The sequence below is a fragment of the Streptomyces sp. NPDC053426 genome (genome assembly GCF_055585405.1).
Map to the genome: position 1 here is coordinate 42,078 of NZ_JBVJKE010000020.1, position 15,825 is coordinate 57,902.

11 protein-coding genes are annotated in these 15,825 nt (G+C 71.7%); 5 read left to right on the forward strand and 6 right to left on the reverse strand.

Annotated elements, in window-relative coordinates; all coding sequences use genetic code 11:
* Positions 1–2,625, forward strand: coding sequence for a SpoIIE family protein phosphatase (locus ACZ62B_RS32270; protein WP_469693059.1), 2,625 nt, complete (start codon positions 1–3; stop codon positions 2,623–2,625).
* 60 nt (positions 2,626–2,685) lie between these two features.
* Here the strand turns inward: ACZ62B_RS32270 and ACZ62B_RS32275 are convergent, their stop codons facing one another.
* Positions 2,686–3,894 carry a glycoside hydrolase family 64 protein gene (locus tag ACZ62B_RS32275; protein WP_344562508.1) on the reverse strand — a complete coding sequence of 403 codons (1,209 nt, stop codon included), beginning with the start codon at positions 3,892–3,894 and terminating at the stop codon, positions 2,686–2,688.
* 116 nt (positions 3,895–4,010) lie between these two features.
* Positions 4,011–4,856, reverse strand: a complete 846-nt coding sequence (locus ACZ62B_RS32280; protein WP_344562510.1) for a GntR family transcriptional regulator — start codon at positions 4,854–4,856, stop codon at positions 4,011–4,013.
* A gap of 285 nt (positions 4,857–5,141) precedes the next feature.
* On the opposite strand from ACZ62B_RS32280, the gene ACZ62B_RS32285 reads away from it, so the two are divergent.
* The 3 genes from ACZ62B_RS32285 (at position 5,142) to ACZ62B_RS32295 (ending at position 8,772) form a co-directional block, all read left to right on the forward strand.
* On the forward strand, positions 5,142–6,569 hold the full coding sequence (locus ACZ62B_RS32285; RefSeq protein ID WP_344562512.1) for a cellulose binding domain-containing protein: 1,428 nt from the start codon (positions 5,142–5,144) through the stop codon (positions 6,567–6,569).
* A 113-nt stretch (positions 6,570–6,682) separates the two neighbouring features.
* Positions 6,683–7,435 carry an IclR family transcriptional regulator gene (locus ACZ62B_RS32290; RefSeq protein WP_344562514.1) on the forward strand — a complete coding sequence of 251 codons (753 nt, stop codon included), beginning with the start codon at positions 6,683–6,685 and terminating at the stop codon, positions 7,433–7,435.
* A 101-nt stretch (positions 7,436–7,536) separates the two neighbouring features.
* Positions 7,537–8,772, forward strand: coding sequence for a PP2C family protein-serine/threonine phosphatase (locus ACZ62B_RS32295; protein ID WP_344562516.1), 1,236 nt, complete (start codon positions 7,537–7,539; stop codon positions 8,770–8,772).
* Positions 8,773–8,785: 13 nt separating this feature from the next.
* Here the strand turns inward: ACZ62B_RS32295 and ACZ62B_RS32300 are convergent, their stop codons facing one another.
* The 4 genes from ACZ62B_RS32300 to ACZ62B_RS32315 are packed head-to-tail and all read right to left on the reverse strand — an operon-like array spanning position 8,786 to position 13,255.
* Positions 8,786–10,165: a GH1 family beta-glucosidase gene (locus tag ACZ62B_RS32300; RefSeq protein ID WP_469693062.1), complete on the reverse strand. Its 1,380-nt coding sequence runs from the start codon at positions 10,163–10,165 to the stop codon at positions 8,786–8,788.
* A gap of 32 nt (positions 10,166–10,197) precedes the next feature.
* Positions 10,198–11,025, reverse strand: a complete 828-nt coding sequence (locus ACZ62B_RS32305) for a carbohydrate ABC transporter permease (protein ID WP_469693064.1) — start codon at positions 11,023–11,025, stop codon at positions 10,198–10,200.
* Between the two features lie 5 nt (positions 11,026–11,030).
* On the reverse strand, positions 11,031–11,984 hold the full coding sequence (locus ACZ62B_RS32310) for a carbohydrate ABC transporter permease (protein ID WP_344562522.1): 954 nt from the start codon (positions 11,982–11,984) through the stop codon (positions 11,031–11,033).
* Positions 11,985–11,995: 11 nt separating this feature from the next.
* Positions 11,996–13,255 (reverse strand): ABC transporter substrate-binding protein, encoded by a 1,260-nt coding sequence (locus ACZ62B_RS32315; RefSeq protein WP_344562524.1) that lies wholly within the window; start codon positions 13,253–13,255, stop codon positions 11,996–11,998.
* 294 nt (positions 13,256–13,549) lie between these two features.
* Here ACZ62B_RS32315 and yicI point away from each other — a divergent pair, with 294 nt between their 5' ends.
* Positions 13,550–15,820 (forward strand): alpha-xylosidase, encoded by a 2,271-nt coding sequence (gene yicI / locus ACZ62B_RS32320; protein WP_469693066.1) that lies wholly within the window; start codon positions 13,550–13,552, stop codon positions 15,818–15,820.
* Positions 15,821–15,825 lie beyond the last annotated feature (5 nt).

Consider the following 15,825-nt stretch of genomic DNA (forward strand, 5'->3'; position numbering starts at 1 on the left):
ATGGCCGACCTCGATGCCCGCGGGACACCGTCGCGTCGGTTCCCTCCGGCGCCGGAGAGCGTGGCGGAGGCCCGGCGGTTCGTGCGGGCCGCCCTCGGCGGTGCCGCACCGGATCTGGTGGACACGGCTCAGCTGCTGGTCAGTGAGCTGGTCACCAATGTCGTCCTGCACGCCCGCACCGAGGCCGAGGTGACGGCCCGCGTCGACGACGGCACGGTCCACGTGCGGGTCGGCGACCGCCGGCCGGACCGCGGGCTCGTGCCGCACGGATGCCCGCCCTACGCCGGTACGGGACAGGGTCTGCCGCTGGTCGCCGGGCTGTCGTCCCGGCGGGGCGTCGAGACCGGAGCCGGGGGCAAGACGGTGTGGTTCGAGCTGCGGCCCGAGGGACCGCCCCGGCGCCCGGACGACTGGGAGCCCGCCGCGGCACCCTCCGTCCCGGGAACGACGGTGACGCTGCTCGACGTGCCGGCGGCGCTCTACGCGGCGGCTCAGCAGCACCGGCACGCCCTGCTGCGCGAGGTGACCCTGGCCGTCGCCGCCGGCCACGATCTCGGTGTGCCCCCAAAGGACCTGGCCGTCGCGCTGGACATGAGCCAGCTGATCACCGCGTCCGTGACGGCCGCGCTGCGGCGGGAGCCCTCCGGGCAGGCGATCCGCTCACTGCCCCTGTCGGTGCCGCCGGACGCCGAGCCGGCTGTGCAGACCCTGCGCGCGGTGCTCGACCTGGCCGAGGAGGGCGCCCGTGACGAGCGCCTGCTGACGCTCCCGGCGCTGCCGCGGCAGCGCCTCTTCCACCAGTGGCTGTTCGACCAGATCGTCGGACAGTTGGCCGGGAGGCACCCCACGGCGTGGACGGTGGTGCCCGGGGAACCGGGCGTCAGTCCCTCGGAACTGGTGGCGTGGGACGCCGGGCAGGTACAGGCCAGCCGGACTCCGACGATCGCCGCCGACGAGCGGAACCGGATCATCGCGGCGAACGGGCCGGCGGCGGACCTGCTCGGCTGGCACGCGGACGATCTCGTCGGGCGGCCGCTCACCACGCTCATCCCCGAGCACCTCCGTCGGCGTCACATCGCGGCGTTCACGTCCCTGCTGCTCAGCGGGCAGCCCCGGATCCTGGGCCGCTCGGTGCCGCTGCCCGCGCTGCACCGCGACGGCCGGCTGGTTCCCGTACGGCTGTTCATCCAGCCGCAGGAGACGGCCGACGGCCGTACCGTCTTCGTCGCCCAGCTCGCTCCGCGGGCCTCCGTGCCCGCCCCCTCGGCCCGCCCGGCCGGTGTCGCCCGGCCGTCCGTGGCACGGCGAGTGCCGGACCGGCTGCCGCCGGCCGCCGCCGCGGACACCGGCCGGGAGTCGGTCCTGCCCACGCTGGAGCGGCTGTCGCTGCTGGCCGACACCGCGGCCGCGCTGAGCAACGCGCCGCATCTGGACGAGGGCCTGGAGCAGGTGGGCCGCGTCCTCACCGGGCGGCTGGCCGACTGGTGCGTGGTGGACCTGTTCACGGAGGACGCCCAGGTGGAGCGGGTCTCCATCGTCTACCATTCGTCCCGCGATCCCAGGCCCGAGGAGTACCAGGGCGTGCTCCCTCCGGTGTCCGACGCCGACCGGGGTCCGCTGGCCCGTGCGCTGCGCGGGGCGGGCCCGCTGCTGCTCACCGAGCCCCCGGCGCCCAGCGAGGCCGCGGGCCCCCTCGACGCCCACTACCTGGGACTGTTGCGGGCCATGGGCGCGAACAGTGTGGTCGTCGCCCCGCTGCGGGCCCGCAGGCAGATCCTCGGTGCCCTCACCCTGGCCCGCCGCGGACTGGACGCGCCGTTCGGCGAAGAGGATCTGCCGCTGGTCGACGACCTGGTGCGCAACCTCGCCCTGGGGGTGGACAACCTCCGTCTCTACCAGGAGACGCGCAACATCGCCGAACGCCTCCAGCGTTCGCTGCTGCCCAGGCTGCCCGATGCCGGGAACCTGCAGCTCGCCGCCCGCTACGCGGCCTCCTCCGCCACCGCCCAGGTCGGCGGCGACTGGTACGACAGCTTCGTCCTGCCCGACGGCGACATCGCGCTGGTCATCGGTGACGTCACCGGGCACAACCTGGACGCGGCGATCGCCATGAGCCAGTTGCGCAGCATGCTGCGCGGCATCGCCGTGGACCGTCAGGAGCCGCCCGAGACCGTGCTGCACCGCCTCGACATGGCGAACCACAGCCTGTACCGCGAGGCCACCGCCACCTGCATCTACGGCCTGGTCAAGGGCGCCGAGAACGGTCCCTGGAGGCTGTTGCACTCCTCCGCGGGCCATCTGCCGCCGCTGCTCATCCACGAGGACGGCCGCACCCGCTATCTGGAGGACGGCTCGGGGCTGCTGCTCGGGGTGGATCCCGATGCGCCCCGGCCCCAGGGCCGGAACGCGGTTCCGGCGTACTCGACGGTGCTGCTCTACACCGACGGCCTCATCGAGCGCCGCGAGGAGCATCTGGACGACGCCATGGAGCGGCTCCGCCGGCACGCGTCGGCGCTGGCTCGGGAACCGCTCGACGTGCTCTGCGACGAGTTGCTCATCGGGCTGGGCGCCGACAGCGACGACGACATCGCCGTCCTGGCCGTACGGCCCGTACCGCCGCGCTGACCGCCGTCCTCCGGTGGTCCGGTGGCGGCGCGGCCGGTCCGCGCGCCGCCACCGGCCCGGTCAGTCGAAGGGGTCGAGGGAGAGGGAGGCCTGGCTCGGGTCGCCGTCGTGGACGAGCGACTCGTGGTTGCCCACGTCGTCGAAGGCGAAGGCGTACGCCTTGCCGTCGGCCATCTGCGCGTGGACGGCGCGGGCGTAGTGGTTGGTGACGGGGTCCTGGTAGAAGCCGCCGGAGCCGGAGTCGGGCTGGTCGGGGTTGGTCAGGAGCGTGGAGCGGTTGAATCCGGCGCACAGGGTGCGGGAGATCGGGCCGCGCACCTGGTCGTTGGGGGCGTCGAGCCTCCGGTGGCAGCCGAAGACGGAGGAGGCGTCCGGCTTCTGGAAGCTGGTGACGACGGCTCCCGCGCCGTTGGTGAAGTTCATGACGCCACCGGAGACCCGGCCGTGGTACTTGACGCCCGGCTGGTCGGTGAAGGGCGTGACCGTCAGGGTGGAGCCGGAGTACTTCCGCCAGACCCGGTCGATGTAGTCGTCCATGACCGACGCCGGCAGGGCGCCCGTCTCCAGTCCGTACAGCGGGGACAGGGCGCGCAGCACGGTGCCGTCGGAGCGGGTCTGGATCAGGCCGGCCCAGCCTCCGGGCTGTCCCCTGAGCGTGTCGAGGACCGCGTCGTAGCCGCCGGGCCTGAGCCTGCCGGTGCTCGTCGTGCCGCCGTCGGCGCGCCGTACCCCCACCGAGTAGGGGGCGGAGAACATGTCCACCTGGGTGCTGTTGAGCCACAGGCCCGAGTCGTCGAGGGTGTACTCGGACCAGTTGAAGAGGATGTCGCGGTTGGGGTCCGTCGGGTTCTGCACGGCGGGCTGCACCAGGCCGCCGGTGGTCAGCTTGAAGACGAGTTTCCGGCCGTAGGAGAAGTAGATGCGGCCGGAGAACTTGGGGACGCGGATGGTCGTGGACTGTCCTGCCGCCGGGCCCGTCATCGAGGCGTCGGGCGCGGGGGTGGGCGGGTTGCCGCCCGCGGGCCAGGGGTGGAACGTGCCGCTCGCGTCGGCCCAGCCCTGTCTGCCGGTCGACAGCTGGGTGCCGAGGTTGTAGACGTACACCTGCTCGCCGCGGCCCGAGTTGTTGGTGATCTTCAGGGGGATGGTGTCCGGGACCGCGGCGGCGTGGGCGGGTGCCGGCACTCCGGTGGCGAGCAGTGAGCCGCCGAGCACCGTGACGATGCTCAGCCCCACCGCCATGGCCCGGCGTTTGAGTGTGCGCAGCATGCTCCTTCTCCGTTCGACTGTGGGGGAGTCGTTCTGAGAGCGCTCTCAGCGTCTCGCCCTGGTATGGACCTGTCAACGGTTGTGGAGTCCGGGAGCCCGGTGTGCCGGGACGGCGGTCAGCCGCCGTTCTGCACCACGCCCCGGGTCGAGGAGGTGACGGGAGCGCCGGAGGTGAAGTCGCCCGGCGGGATGCCCGGATGGTGCCCCTCGGGCGGCTCGGGCCGCGCGGGGGCCGGGCCGAGCGTGAGCCGGGAGACGATGCGGTAGCGGTCCCCCCGGTAGAGGGAGTGGACGTACTCGACGGGGCGGCCGCCGGTGTCGGTGGTGAGGCGCTCGAACAGCAGGGCCGGTGACAGCTCGGGCACGTCGAGCAGGTCCGCCTCCGCGCGGGTCACGACGGTGGGCTCGATGGACTGCACCGCCTCCGCGACCCGCACGCCGTGCCGGTCGCGGAAGTGCTCGTACAGGTCGCCCCGTTCCAGTTCCCCCTCCGTCAGACCCGGCACCAGGTCCGCCGGGATGTGCAGGTGCTCGATGGCCATGGGTGAGCCGTCGACCAGCCGCAGACGGGCCACGTAACGGATACGCGCCGCGGGCGAGACGCGCAGCCTGCGGCCCACCCGGGCGCCGGCCGGCAGGGTGCGGAACTCCAGGACCCGGCTGGTCCACACACCGCCGGCCCGCGGCACGGCGAAGGAGCCCCGCTCGGAGACCAGTTCCTGGGTGATCTTCTCGGCGGCGACGAACATGCCGCGGCCGTGCTCGCGCACCAGCAGCCCCGCGACCACGAGTTCGTCCACGGCCGCGCGCAACGTCGGCCGGGACACGCCGAGTCGGGCGCACAGACTGCGTTCCGAGGGGATGGCGTCGCCGGGGCGCCGGGCCTCGATCAGTTCGAGGATCGCGTCGCGGACCCGTTCGCGTTTGAGCACGGCACCCGAGGCGGCGCGGTCGATCTCCATACGGGGCTCCCGTTCGTCGTCGGGCGGCGTGGCGGGCCGTGCGGCCGTCGGATCACTGGTATGGCCTCGACCATAACTGGTGTGCTCCGCAAGGGAGTCCGTCCTGGAACATCCGCGCGGAGGGTTGACTCCCACATTGGTCTATGCCACGTTCTCCCGACATCGACTGGTAAGGCTCCGGCGGCAACTGGTCAACCCGACGACGGGCCGGGCCGCCACCGTGAGCTCCATGCCCTACCGCACAGACGATCCACCGTGCGCCACCCCCACCGCGAAAGGACACGGATGAGTACTCGTCCCACCGGCCGCCGCACCCGCGCGGCACTCGCGCTGACCGCGCTGCTCGGCAGCGCCGCCCTGGCCGGCCTCCCCGCCACCACCGCCGCCGCCGCGGACGGCGCCGTCACCGTGCAGTACCGCACCGGCGCGGGCGGGGCCACCGCCGACCAGAGCGAGCCCTGGCTCAAGGTCCGCAACACCGGTTCCTCGACCGTGCAGTTGAGCCAGGTGAAGGTCCGCTACTACTTCAAGGCCGACTCCCCGGACGCCTCGTACCGCTTCGCCTGCTCCTGGGCGGTCAGGGGCTGCTCCGCCGTCACCGGCACGTTCGGAACGCTCGCCCACCCCACCGCGACGGCCGACCGCTACCTGGAGATCGGGTTCACCCCCTCCGCCGGGTCACTGGCTCCCGGCGCCGACACCGGGGACATGCAACTGCGCTTCCACCGATCCACCTGGCAGACGCTCAGGCAGAGCGACGACTACTCCTTCGACGGCGCCCGGACCTCGTACGCCGACTGGGACAAGGTCACCGCCCGGCTCGCCGGCGCCACGGTGTGGGGCACGGCCCCCGAGGGCAACGACCCCACCGATCCGACCGACCCCACGGACCCGCCGGGCGACGGCGGCCAGACCCTGTTCGACGACTTCGACTACACCTCGCACACCGATCCGGCGATCTCCGCGCACGGCTGGAGCGTGCGGTCCGATTCCGGCGGCCCCGGTGTGCCCGGCGCGACCTGGGACCCGTCCAAGGTCACGTTCAGCGCCTCGGGCGGCAACTCGGTGATGAACCTGGAGACCTCCACCGCGGGCACCGGCGCCTCCACCCGGCACACCGAAGTCCTCACCAGGAGCATGAAGTTCAGGAACGGCACCTACGCGGCCCGCGTGCGGTTCTCCGACACCCCGAAGTACGGTCCCGACGGCGACCGCGTCGTCCAGACCTTCTTCACCATCAACGACCTCAAGGCCCCGATGGCCGACGACTACGCCGAGTACGACTTCGAGTACCTGCCCAACGGAGGCTGGGGCGAGCCGTCCAACATCCTCTACACGACCTCCTGGGAGACCTACGCCCCTGACCCCTGGCAGGCCGTCAACCAGCACAGCGAGAGCCGGCAGAGCTTCGCCGGCTGGCACGACCTGGTGGTGACCATCGACGACAACGCCATCACCTACCACGTCGACGGCCGGCACTTCGGCACGCACGACGCGGCGTACCTGCCGGAGCGCCCGATGTCGATCAACTTCAACCAGTGGCTGATCGACCTCGACGGCCAGACGTCGACCACCCCCCGCGCCTACGACCAGCAGGTCGACTACGTCCTGCACGTCAAGGACCAGGTACTCACCCCGGCCCAGGTGACCGCGCGGATCGACACGTACCGGAACGCCGGCACGTCCTTCGTGGACGAGATCCCGGCACCCTGAGGGACTGAGCCCGGCTCGCCGGCCGGCGGGAATCGCTCGGTGGAGCCCTCGTTCCGGCGGGCGGGGCGGGGGCTTCACTTGCCTGTGGCGGGTGTCGGGCGCAGGCTGGTCGCATGGGTGCGGGCCCGACGCTCATCACCTCCGTGCAGCGTGCCTTCCGGCTGCTGGAGGCGGCGGGTGCCCATCAGAACGGCGCGCCGGCGAAACAGCTGGCGCGGGAGACGGGGCTGCCCCTGGGCACGGCCTACCACCTGCTGCGCACGCTGGTGCACGACGGGTACCTGCGCAAGCTGGACGACGGCGGATTCGTCCTGGGCGACCGGTTCCGGGCCCTGCCCACGGCGAGCCGGGAGCAGGCGCTGCTCAGCCGGGTCAGGCCGGTGCTCGCCGCACTCCGGGACGAGCTGTCCACCGCCGCCTACCTCACCTTCTACGAGGACGGCGAGATCCGCGTCGCCGAGATCGTCGACAGTCCCCGCACCCCGCGGGCCGAGCTCTGGGTGGGGTTCGAGGACGCCGGGCACGCCACCGCGCTGGGCAAGTCGGTGCTCCGGGAGCTCGACGACGAGGCCCGCAAGGAGTACCTCTCCCGGCATCCCCTCAACGACCTCACCCCGCGGACGATCACCACGGCCCCGGAGCTGATCCGCCGGCTGGAGGGCAGCACCCTGGCCCCGGCCGTCACCGACCTGGAGGAGTACTCCCTGGGCACCGTCTGTGTCGCGGTGCCGGTCTACAGCGGCAACACCCTGGGCTCACTCGGCGTGTCCATGCGCAAGGACCGGCTGCACCGGCTCGACGAGGTCCGCGAGCGTCTCCTGCCCGCGGCCGGGCGGGTGACCCGGGGCCTGTCGCTCACTATCTGAAAAGCGCACCCTTGTGACGTTCGCGACGATCATCTTTCCTGATTAAGTCAGACATTACGGACGCGCGCGTGCCGCGCAAAGGTGAGGACAGCGGACGACACATGAGTCACGCCCGTCAGCATGGACGCGACCACCGATCGGTACGGCAGCACAAGCGGGGGGCCGGCCACACGGCGTCGCCCCGGGCACGGGCCGTCGCACACTGGGCCGCCGGTACGCCCGCGCTGCCCGTACTGATCGTTTTCCTCATCGTGTTCGTCGACCTCGTCGGCGGGACGGGCCGGGTCTGGCTGCCGCTGCTCGCCGTCGGTCCCGCGCTGGCCGCGGCCACCAGCCGGCCGGCCGGGGTCCTCGGGGTCGGCCTCCTCGCCACGGTCCTGGGGGCGGGCATCGGCGTCCGGCACGGCATGCCGGCCTCGGAGCTGGCCGTCGTGCTCTGCGCGCTGGCGACCGTCGCCCTGGCCGGCACGCTCGCCAGCGCCCTGCGGGAACGCCGCGAGCGGGTGCTCGCCGCCGTCCGTTCCGTCGCGGAGACCGCGCAGCACGCCCTGCTCACTCCGGTCCCGGAGACCGTCGGCCCGTTCCAGACGGCGGTCCACTACAGCGCCGCCGCCGCGGAGGCCCGGATCGGCGGCGACCTCTACGCCCTCATCCCCACTCCGCACGGGGTCAGGATGATCGTCGGTGACGTGCGCGGCAAGGGGCTGCCGGCCGTGGGGACGGCCGCCCTGGTGCTCGGTGTCTTCCGGGAGGCCGCCCACGACGAGCCCGATCTGCTGGACGTCGTCTGCCGGATCGAACGGAGCCTGGCCCGCAACCTCGGCCACGACGACTTCGTCACCGCCGTGGTCGCCGGCTATCCGGAGCCGGGGCGGCTGGAGATGGTCAACTGCGGACACGCTCCCCCGCTGCTGGTCCGCGGCGCCGAGGTGATACCGGTGGACCCCGTCAGCCCGGCGCCGCCCCTGGGGCTGCGCGCCCTGTCGGGCGAGTCCCCCGGCCTTCAGGTGGTCTCCTTCACCGAGGGGGACCAGCTGCTGTTCTACACCGACGGGGTCACGGAGGCCCGCGACGCCGGCCGTGAGTTCTACCCGCTGGCCGAGGGCCTGGCTCGGCATCTGTGCGACGAGCCGGCCCGCACGCTCGCCGCGCTGCACCAAGAGCTGCTGGACCACGTGGGCGGCCGGCTGCACGACGACGCGGCCCTGCTCCTGCTGCGCAAGCCCGCCGCCACCGCCGGGGCGGCGGACGCGGGCTCCCCCGTCGTCCTGCCGCTCACGGCGCGGCCGGAACCGGGCGCCGGCGGCACCTTCGACGACCGCGAAGGCGCCGCCTAGGGCGGCCGGTCCGTCAGGGCCGCTGGGCGGCGATCATGCGCCGGTACCAGTGGTAGCTGTCCTTCGGGGTGCGCTCCTGCGTGTCGTAGTCGACCCGGACGATGCCGAAGCGCTTGTCGTAGCCGAAGGCCCACTCGAAGTTGTCGAGCAGTGACCACACGTAGTAGCCGCGTACGTCCACGCCCGCGTCGATCGCGGCCCGCAGCGCGGTGAGGTGGTCGCGCAGGTACGCCACCCGGTCGGTGTCGTGCACGGCGCCGTCCGCGCTCACCTCGTCGCCCTCTGCGGAGCCGTTCTCGGTGATGTGGACCGGCGGCAGGGCGTCCCCGTACTGCTCCTTCAGGTCCACCAGGAGGTCGGTGAAGGTGTCCGGGGCCACCGGCCAGCCCATCGCGGTGTGCCGGACGCCGGGCATCGGCGTCTCGGCGTAACGGTTGTCGGTCGCCACGCGCAGGGCGGGGTCGCCCTCGCGGTACGGGGCGTCGGCGACGACGATCGGGCGGTAGTAGTTGACGCCGAGGAAGTCCAGCGGCTGATGGATCAGCTCCAGGTCGCCGTCGCGGCGGAAGTCCTGTGCGGTGATCAGCTCGCCCCAGGTGTCCTCCTCGGTGTCCGGGTAGCGCCCGGCGAGGATCGGCTCCGTCCACACCAGGTTGTGCAGGGTGTCGGCGCGTACGACGGCCTCGCGGTCGGCGGCGGAGTCGGTGGCGGGCAGGTGGTGGTCGAGGTTGAGGGTGATGCCGGCCTCGCGGACCCCGGCGGACCGGAGCGCCCGGACGGCCAGTCCGTGGCCGACCAGCAGGTGGTGGGCGGCGGCCAGGGCGCCCCGGCCCTCGCGGGCGCCCGGCGCGTGGCGGCCGACGGAGTAGCCGAGGAAGGCGCTGCACCACGGCTCGTTGAGGGTGATCCAGCGGGGCACCCGGTCGCCCAGGCGCCCGGCGACGACGGCCGCGTACTCGGCGAACCGCTCGGCGGTCTCCCGCACCCGCCAGCCGCCCCGGTCCTCCAGGGCCTGCGGGAGGTCCCAGTGGTAGAGGGTGGCGGCGGGCTCGATGCCGGCGGCGAGGAGTTCGTCGACCAGGCGGGAGTAGAAGTCCAGGCCCTTGGGGTTCACCGGGCCGGCGCCGTCGGGCACGATGCGCGGCCAGGCGATCGAGAAGCGGTACGAGCCGACGCCGAGGTCGCGCAGCAGGGCCACGTCCTCGGGGTAGCGGTGGTAGTGGTCGCAGGCGACGTCACCGGTGTCGCCGTTCGCGACCAGGCCGGGGGTGTGGCTGTAGGTGTCCCAGATCGACGGGCCGCGGCCGTCCTCGTACGCCGCGCCCTCGATCTGGTACGAGGCGGTCGCGGCGCCGAAGACGAAGCCGGGCGGGAAACCGGGGAAGTCGCTCATGCTTTTCGAGTCCATCTCGGTACGTGCGGTGATCACTTGACGGAGCCCCCGGTGATGCCGGCGGCGATGTACTTCTGGGCGAGGACGAGCAGGATCGCGGCCGGGACGGCGGAGAGCACGGACGCGGCCATGACCGCGCCCCAGTCGCCGACGTGGGCGCCGATGTACTGGTAGATGCCGAGCGTGATCGGCTTGACGTCGTCGGTGGTGTTCAGGGTGAGCGCGAACATGAAGTCGCTCCACGAGAACAGGAACGCGAACAGGCCGGAGGTGATCAGCGAGTTGCGGCTCATCGGGAGCACCACCCGCAGGAAGACCCGTACCGGCCCCGCGCCGTCGATCTCGGCGGCCTCGATGACCTCGCCCGGGATGGACACCATGAAGGAGCGCATGAGGACGATGGAGAACGGGATGCCGAGCGAGGCGTCCGCGAGCATCAGGCCGAAGTAGGAGTTCACCAGGCCCAGGTCGACGTACGAGTTGTAGAGGGCGTTGGCGATGACGATGCCCGGCACCATCTGGGTGATCAGGGTGCCGAAGACGATGGTGCGCGAGCCGCGCAGGCCGAACCGGGCCAGGCCGTAGGCCGCCGGGGCGGAGACGGCCAGGCAGATGGCGACGGCGCCGAACGAGACCAGCAGCGAGGTCAGCAGGTGACCGCCCTGGTCGGTGACGGCCTTGGAGAACCCGGAGAGGTCCAGGCTGCCCGGCACCGGGTCGACCTGGAGCAGGCCGGACTCGGGCTGGAGCGCCGTGTTGAGCATCCAGTACAACGGGAAGAGCATCACGCCCAGGATCAGCACACCGGCGGCGGTCGAGCCCCAGCGGCGCCGGGACGCGGCGGGAGTGTGAGCGGCCATGTCGGTCACTTCCCCTCGGTGCGGTTGGCCCGCAGGTAGAACACCGCGAACACCGCGGAGATGAGAATGAGGACGTTGCCGACGACCGCGCCGGCGCCGAAGTCCAGCTCCACGAAGGAGTTCTGGTAGGTGAGCGTGCCCAGGGTCTGGGTGGCGTCGGCGGGTCCGCCGTCGGTGAGGGCGAGGATCAGGTCGAGGATCTTGACCGTCGACATGAACCCGAGCACCAGGACGACCGTGATCACCGGCTTGAGCATCGGCAGGGTGATGGAGCGGAAGGTCCGCCAGGCCGAGGCGCCGTCCAGGGCGGACGCCTCGTACAGCTCCTTGGGGATCTCCTGGAGGCCGCCGTAGAGGATGACCATGTTGAACGGGATGCCGATCCAGATGTTGACCAGGATCACCGACAGCAGTGCCATGTCGGGGCTGGTCAGCCACGGGGTGCTGCCGCCCAGGCCCACGGTGTCCAGGAAGGTGTTCAGTACGCCGGTGTCCTGGTCGAGGATGCGGCGCCAGACGATGCCGGACACCACCATGGGCACCAGCCAGGGCAGCAGGATCAGCGACCGCAGGACGCCGTTCAGGGGGAACCTGCGGTTGAAGAAGACCGCGAGCGCGAGGCCGATGCAGAACTGGCCGAGCAGGGAGCCGGCGGTGAAGACGAGGGTGTGCCACAGGGCCTTGCCGAACAGGACGTCCTGGAAGACGGACGACCAGTTGTCGGTGCCGTTGAAGGGGGCCTCGCCGGTGAAGAACGTCTTCGGGGTGTAGTGCTGGAAGCTCATCACGACGTTGCGGACGAGCGGGTAGCCGAAGAACAGCAGCATGAAGACGACGGCGGGGGCGACGAAGCCCCACTGGGCGAGCCTGCGGCGCAGGCGCTGCCGGCCCGGGTCCGGCGCGGTGGCCTTGCCGGACGTCTCGGCCGGCGCCACGGCGGTGACGGTGGATGTGGTCATGGGCGCGTACCTCAGTTCCCGCTCGTGGCGCGCTGCTGGGCGCGCTGCAGGGCGGTCTCGCTGGACTGGCCGGTCAGGGCGGACTGGAAGGCGCTCTGCAGGGCGAGCGAGACGCCCGACCAGCCGGCGCCGAGCTTGGCGGTGCGGGAGCGGGCGGCGGCGACCTGGTCGGCCAGCGCGTCCAGCTCGGGCACCTCCTCGCGCCACTTCGCGGCGGCCTTCTCGTTGGCGGGGACCATCCAGCTGTTGAGGGCGTAGGTGAGCTGTTCCTTCTCGCTCGCCAGGCAGGAGACGATCCGGCCGGCCGTCCTCTCGCGCTCGGTGTCGCCGGTGTTGGGCACGGTGAGCACGGCGCCGCCGAGCGGCCCCACCGAGTCGGCGCCCGCCTCGGGGACGGGGATCTGCGCGATCTCCCAGTTCAGCGACTTCTTGGTGTTGAGGGTCTCGACCTGCCACGGGCCGTTGATCATCATCGCGGCGTTCCCGGCCATGAACTGGTCGTTCACGTCGGCCTGCGTCCAGTTGACCGTGGACTTGGACAGCGACCCGTCCTGGAGCAGCGCCTTCCAGTAGTCGAGCGCCTCGACGACCTGAGGGCTGTCGAGGTCCGTCTCGTCGCCGCCGTTGGACCACATGAACGGCGTGAACTGGAAGACGCCGTCCTCGGCGCCGCCCGCGCTGAGCGCCAGTCCGTACCGGTCGCCCTCGGTGAGCTTCCTCGCCGCCTCGCGCAGTTCGTCCCAGGTGGTGGGCACCTGTACGCCCGCCTCGTCCAGGATGTCCTTGTTGTAGAAGAGCGCGAGGGTGTTCACGGAGCGGGCCGCGCCGTAGTACGTGCCCCGGTAGGAGCCGAAGTCGACGATGCCCTCGGGGACGTCGTCGGTGGCGAGGCCCAGGGTGCGCAGGTCGACGAGGCCGCCGGCGTCGGCGAAGGTCGGCATCTCGGAGGCGTCGAACTGCACGATGTCCGGCAGCGACTTCGACGAGGCCATGCGCAGGGCCTTCGTCATCACCTGCGAGGCGGGGACGCTCTGCTGCTCGATGGTGACGCCCAGCTGCTTGCCGCAGCGGGCCATCGCCTCGGCGTCCCAGCGGTGGTAGGTCTCGTCGGTCGAGGAGTTCATCACGGTGTACACGTCGCTGTCGCGCTGCTGTGCGCAGCCCGTCAGCGCCGCTCCGGCGATGAGGACGGAGACGGCGGTGAGCGACGTGACGGCTCCGCGCGAACGTCCGCGCGCGCGGTGTACGGCAACCGGAGGATGTGCTGTCACGGTGGGTGCCCTTGCGTGGGGACCGGCTCAACGTGCGCTGAGCTGGTGACTCTTTCAGGAGGCAGGTGAAGCGCTTCGACTCGAGGCGGCTCTCGCCGAGGTGTTGCCTGGCGCTGCACCGGGTGTAATTTGTTTTGCCTGATTACTAATACGCCAGCGGAAGCCGGTCGCGCTAGACCCCCAGCGATACGATCTGCTTGTGCCAAGGCGTGACAGGTTCTGCGTCTCCTGTCATAGTTCCTGGTCAGAAGCTTCCTTCCGAGCCTCTGCCGACCTCCCCCTCCGAGGAAGACCATGAAATTCACTGACGGCTTCTGGCGCATCCGCGACGGTGTCCAGATCTCGTACGCCACCGAAGTGCGCGATGTGCGCCCGGAATCGAAGCGCTTCACCGGCTACGCCGCCGTGAAGAAAGTGACGCGCAGGGGCGACACCCTGAACGCGCCGCTGATCACGGTCGAGTGCTTCTCCCCCGCCGAGGGTGTGATCGGCGTCCGGGTCACCCACCACGCGGGCAAGTACCGGCCGGGCCCCGACTTCGCCCTCACCGGGGACGCGGACGGCGCGGGGGCGGTACGCCAGGACGGCACCGTCACCGAGCTGACCAGCGGTCCCCTGACCCTGCGCCTGGACGGGGCCGGTCCCTTCGGGCTCTCCTTCCACGACGCGGACGGACGCGAACTGACCCGTGCCGGCGCCAAGAGCACCGCCTTCGCCACCACCGGCGAGGGGGCCCACCATGTGCTGAGCCGGCTGTCGCTCGGTGTCGGCGAGCAGATCTACGGCCTGGGCGAGCGCTTCACCCCGTTCGTCAAGAACGGCCAGACCGTCGACGTCTGGCAGGCCGACGGCGGCACGAGCAGCGAGCAGGCCTACAAGAACGTCCCGTTCTACCTCTCGTCCCGCGGCTACGGCGTCTTCGTCAACCACCCCGGCGCCGTCTCCTTCGAGATCGGCTCCGAGTCCGTCGGGCAGGTCCAGTTCAGCGTCGAGGACCAGGCGCTGGAGTACTACGTCGTCGCGGGGCCCACCCCGAAGGACGTCCTCGGCCGCTACACGGCCCTCACCGGGCGCCCGGCCCTGCCGCCGGCCTGGTCGTTCGGCCTGTGGCTCAGCACCTCCTTCACCACGTCGTACGACGAGGCGACGGTGACCTCGTTCGTCGACGGCATGGCCGAGCGCGGCATCCCGCTGTCGGTGTTCCACTTCGACTGCTTCTGGATGCGCGAGTACCAGTGGTGCGACTTCCAGTGGGACCCGGACGTCTTCCCCGACCCGGAGGGCATGCTGGCCCGGCTCAAGGAGAAGGGCCTGCGGATCAGCATCTGGATCAACCCGTACATCGCGCAGAAGTCCCCGCTCTTCGACGAGGCCGCCGCCCTCGGGCACCTGGTGCGCCGTCCGAACGGCGACGTGTGGCAGTGGGACCTGTGGCAGGCCGGCATGGGCCTGGTCGACTTCACCAGTCCCGACGCCCGCGCCTGGTTCCAGTCGAAGCTCAAGCCGCTGCTCGACCAGGGCGTGGACACCTTCAAGACGGACTTCGGCGAGCGCATCCCCACCGATGTCGTCTGGCACGACGGCTCCGACCCGGAGCGGATGCACAACTACTACACCCACCTGTACAACCGGACGGTGTTCGAGCTCCTGGAGAAGGAGCGCGGGCAGGGTGAGGCGGTGCTCTTCGCCCGGTCCGCGACCGCCGGCGGCCAGCAGTACCCGGTGCACTGGGGCGGCGACTGCTGGTCGTCCTTCGAGGCGATGGCCGAGTCGCTGCGGGGCGGTCTGTCCCTGTCGCTGAGCGGGTTCGGCTTCTGGAGCCACGACATCGGCGGCTTCGAGGGCACGCCCGTCCCCGAGGTGTTCAAGCGCTGGCTCGCCTTCGGCCTGCTCTCCTCGCACAGCCGACTGCACGGCTCCACGTCGTACCGGGTGCCGTGGGAGTTCGGCGACGAGGCGGTCGACGTCGCCCGGCGGTTCACCCTGCTCAAGCACCGTCTGATGCCGTACCTGTACGGCGCCGCCACCGAGGCCCACCGCACGGGCGTGCCGATGATGCGGCCCATGGTGCTGGAGTTCCCGCGGGACCCGGCGTGCCGCCCGCTCGACCGCCAGTACATGCTGGGCCCCGACCTGCTGGTCGCGCCGGTGTTCAGCGAGGACGGCGAGGTGGAGGTCTATCTGCCCGAGGGCACCTGGACCCACCTGCTGAGCGGCGAGCGGGTCACCGGCCCGTGCTGGCGCACCGAGCGGCACGGCTACGACAGCCTTCCGCTGTACGTCCGCGAGGGCGCCGTGCTGCCGCTGGCCGGCGACGACTCCCGGCCCGACGGCGACTGGCTGGACGCTCCGGTGCTGCTCGCGCACCCCTCGGCCGCGCCCGACTACGCGGCCGAGGTCACCGTGCCGGACACGGCGGGGCTGCCGGCCGCGACGTTCCGGGTCCGGCGGGACGGCGACGTGCTGCGGGTCACGGCGTCCGGCACCGACCGCCCGTTCACGGTGCGCGTGCCCGGCGGGGCCGAGGCACAGGGCTCGGGCGAGGTGACGCTGCCACTGGGATGACGGGA

Coding starts and splice junctions, on each gene's coding strand:
- ACZ62B_RS32270 (WP_469693059.1), top strand. CDS start 1: ATGGCCGACCTCGATGCCCGCGGGACACCGTCGCGTCGGTTCCCTCCG.
- ACZ62B_RS32275 (WP_344562508.1), bottom strand. CDS start 3,894: ATGCTGCGCACACTCAAACGCCGGGCCATGGCGGTGGGGCTGAGCATC.
- ACZ62B_RS32280 (WP_344562510.1), bottom strand. CDS start 4,856: ATGGAGATCGACCGCGCCGCCTCGGGTGCCGTGCTCAAACGCGAACGG.
- ACZ62B_RS32285 (WP_344562512.1), top strand. CDS start 5,142: ATGAGTACTCGTCCCACCGGCCGCCGCACCCGCGCGGCACTCGCGCTG.
- ACZ62B_RS32290 (WP_344562514.1), top strand. CDS start 6,683: ATGGGTGCGGGCCCGACGCTCATCACCTCCGTGCAGCGTGCCTTCCGG.
- ACZ62B_RS32295 (WP_344562516.1), top strand. CDS start 7,537: ATGAGTCACGCCCGTCAGCATGGACGCGACCACCGATCGGTACGGCAG.
- ACZ62B_RS32300 (WP_469693062.1), bottom strand. CDS start 10,165: ATGAGCGACTTCCCCGGTTTCCCGCCCGGCTTCGTCTTCGGCGCCGCG.
- ACZ62B_RS32305 (WP_469693064.1), bottom strand. CDS start 11,025: ATGGCCGCTCACACTCCCGCCGCGTCCCGGCGCCGCTGGGGCTCGACC.
- ACZ62B_RS32310 (WP_344562522.1), bottom strand. CDS start 11,984: ATGACCACATCCACCGTCACCGCCGTGGCGCCGGCCGAGACGTCCGGC.
- yicI (WP_469693066.1), top strand. CDS start 13,550: ATGAAATTCACTGACGGCTTCTGGCGCATCCGCGACGGTGTCCAGATC.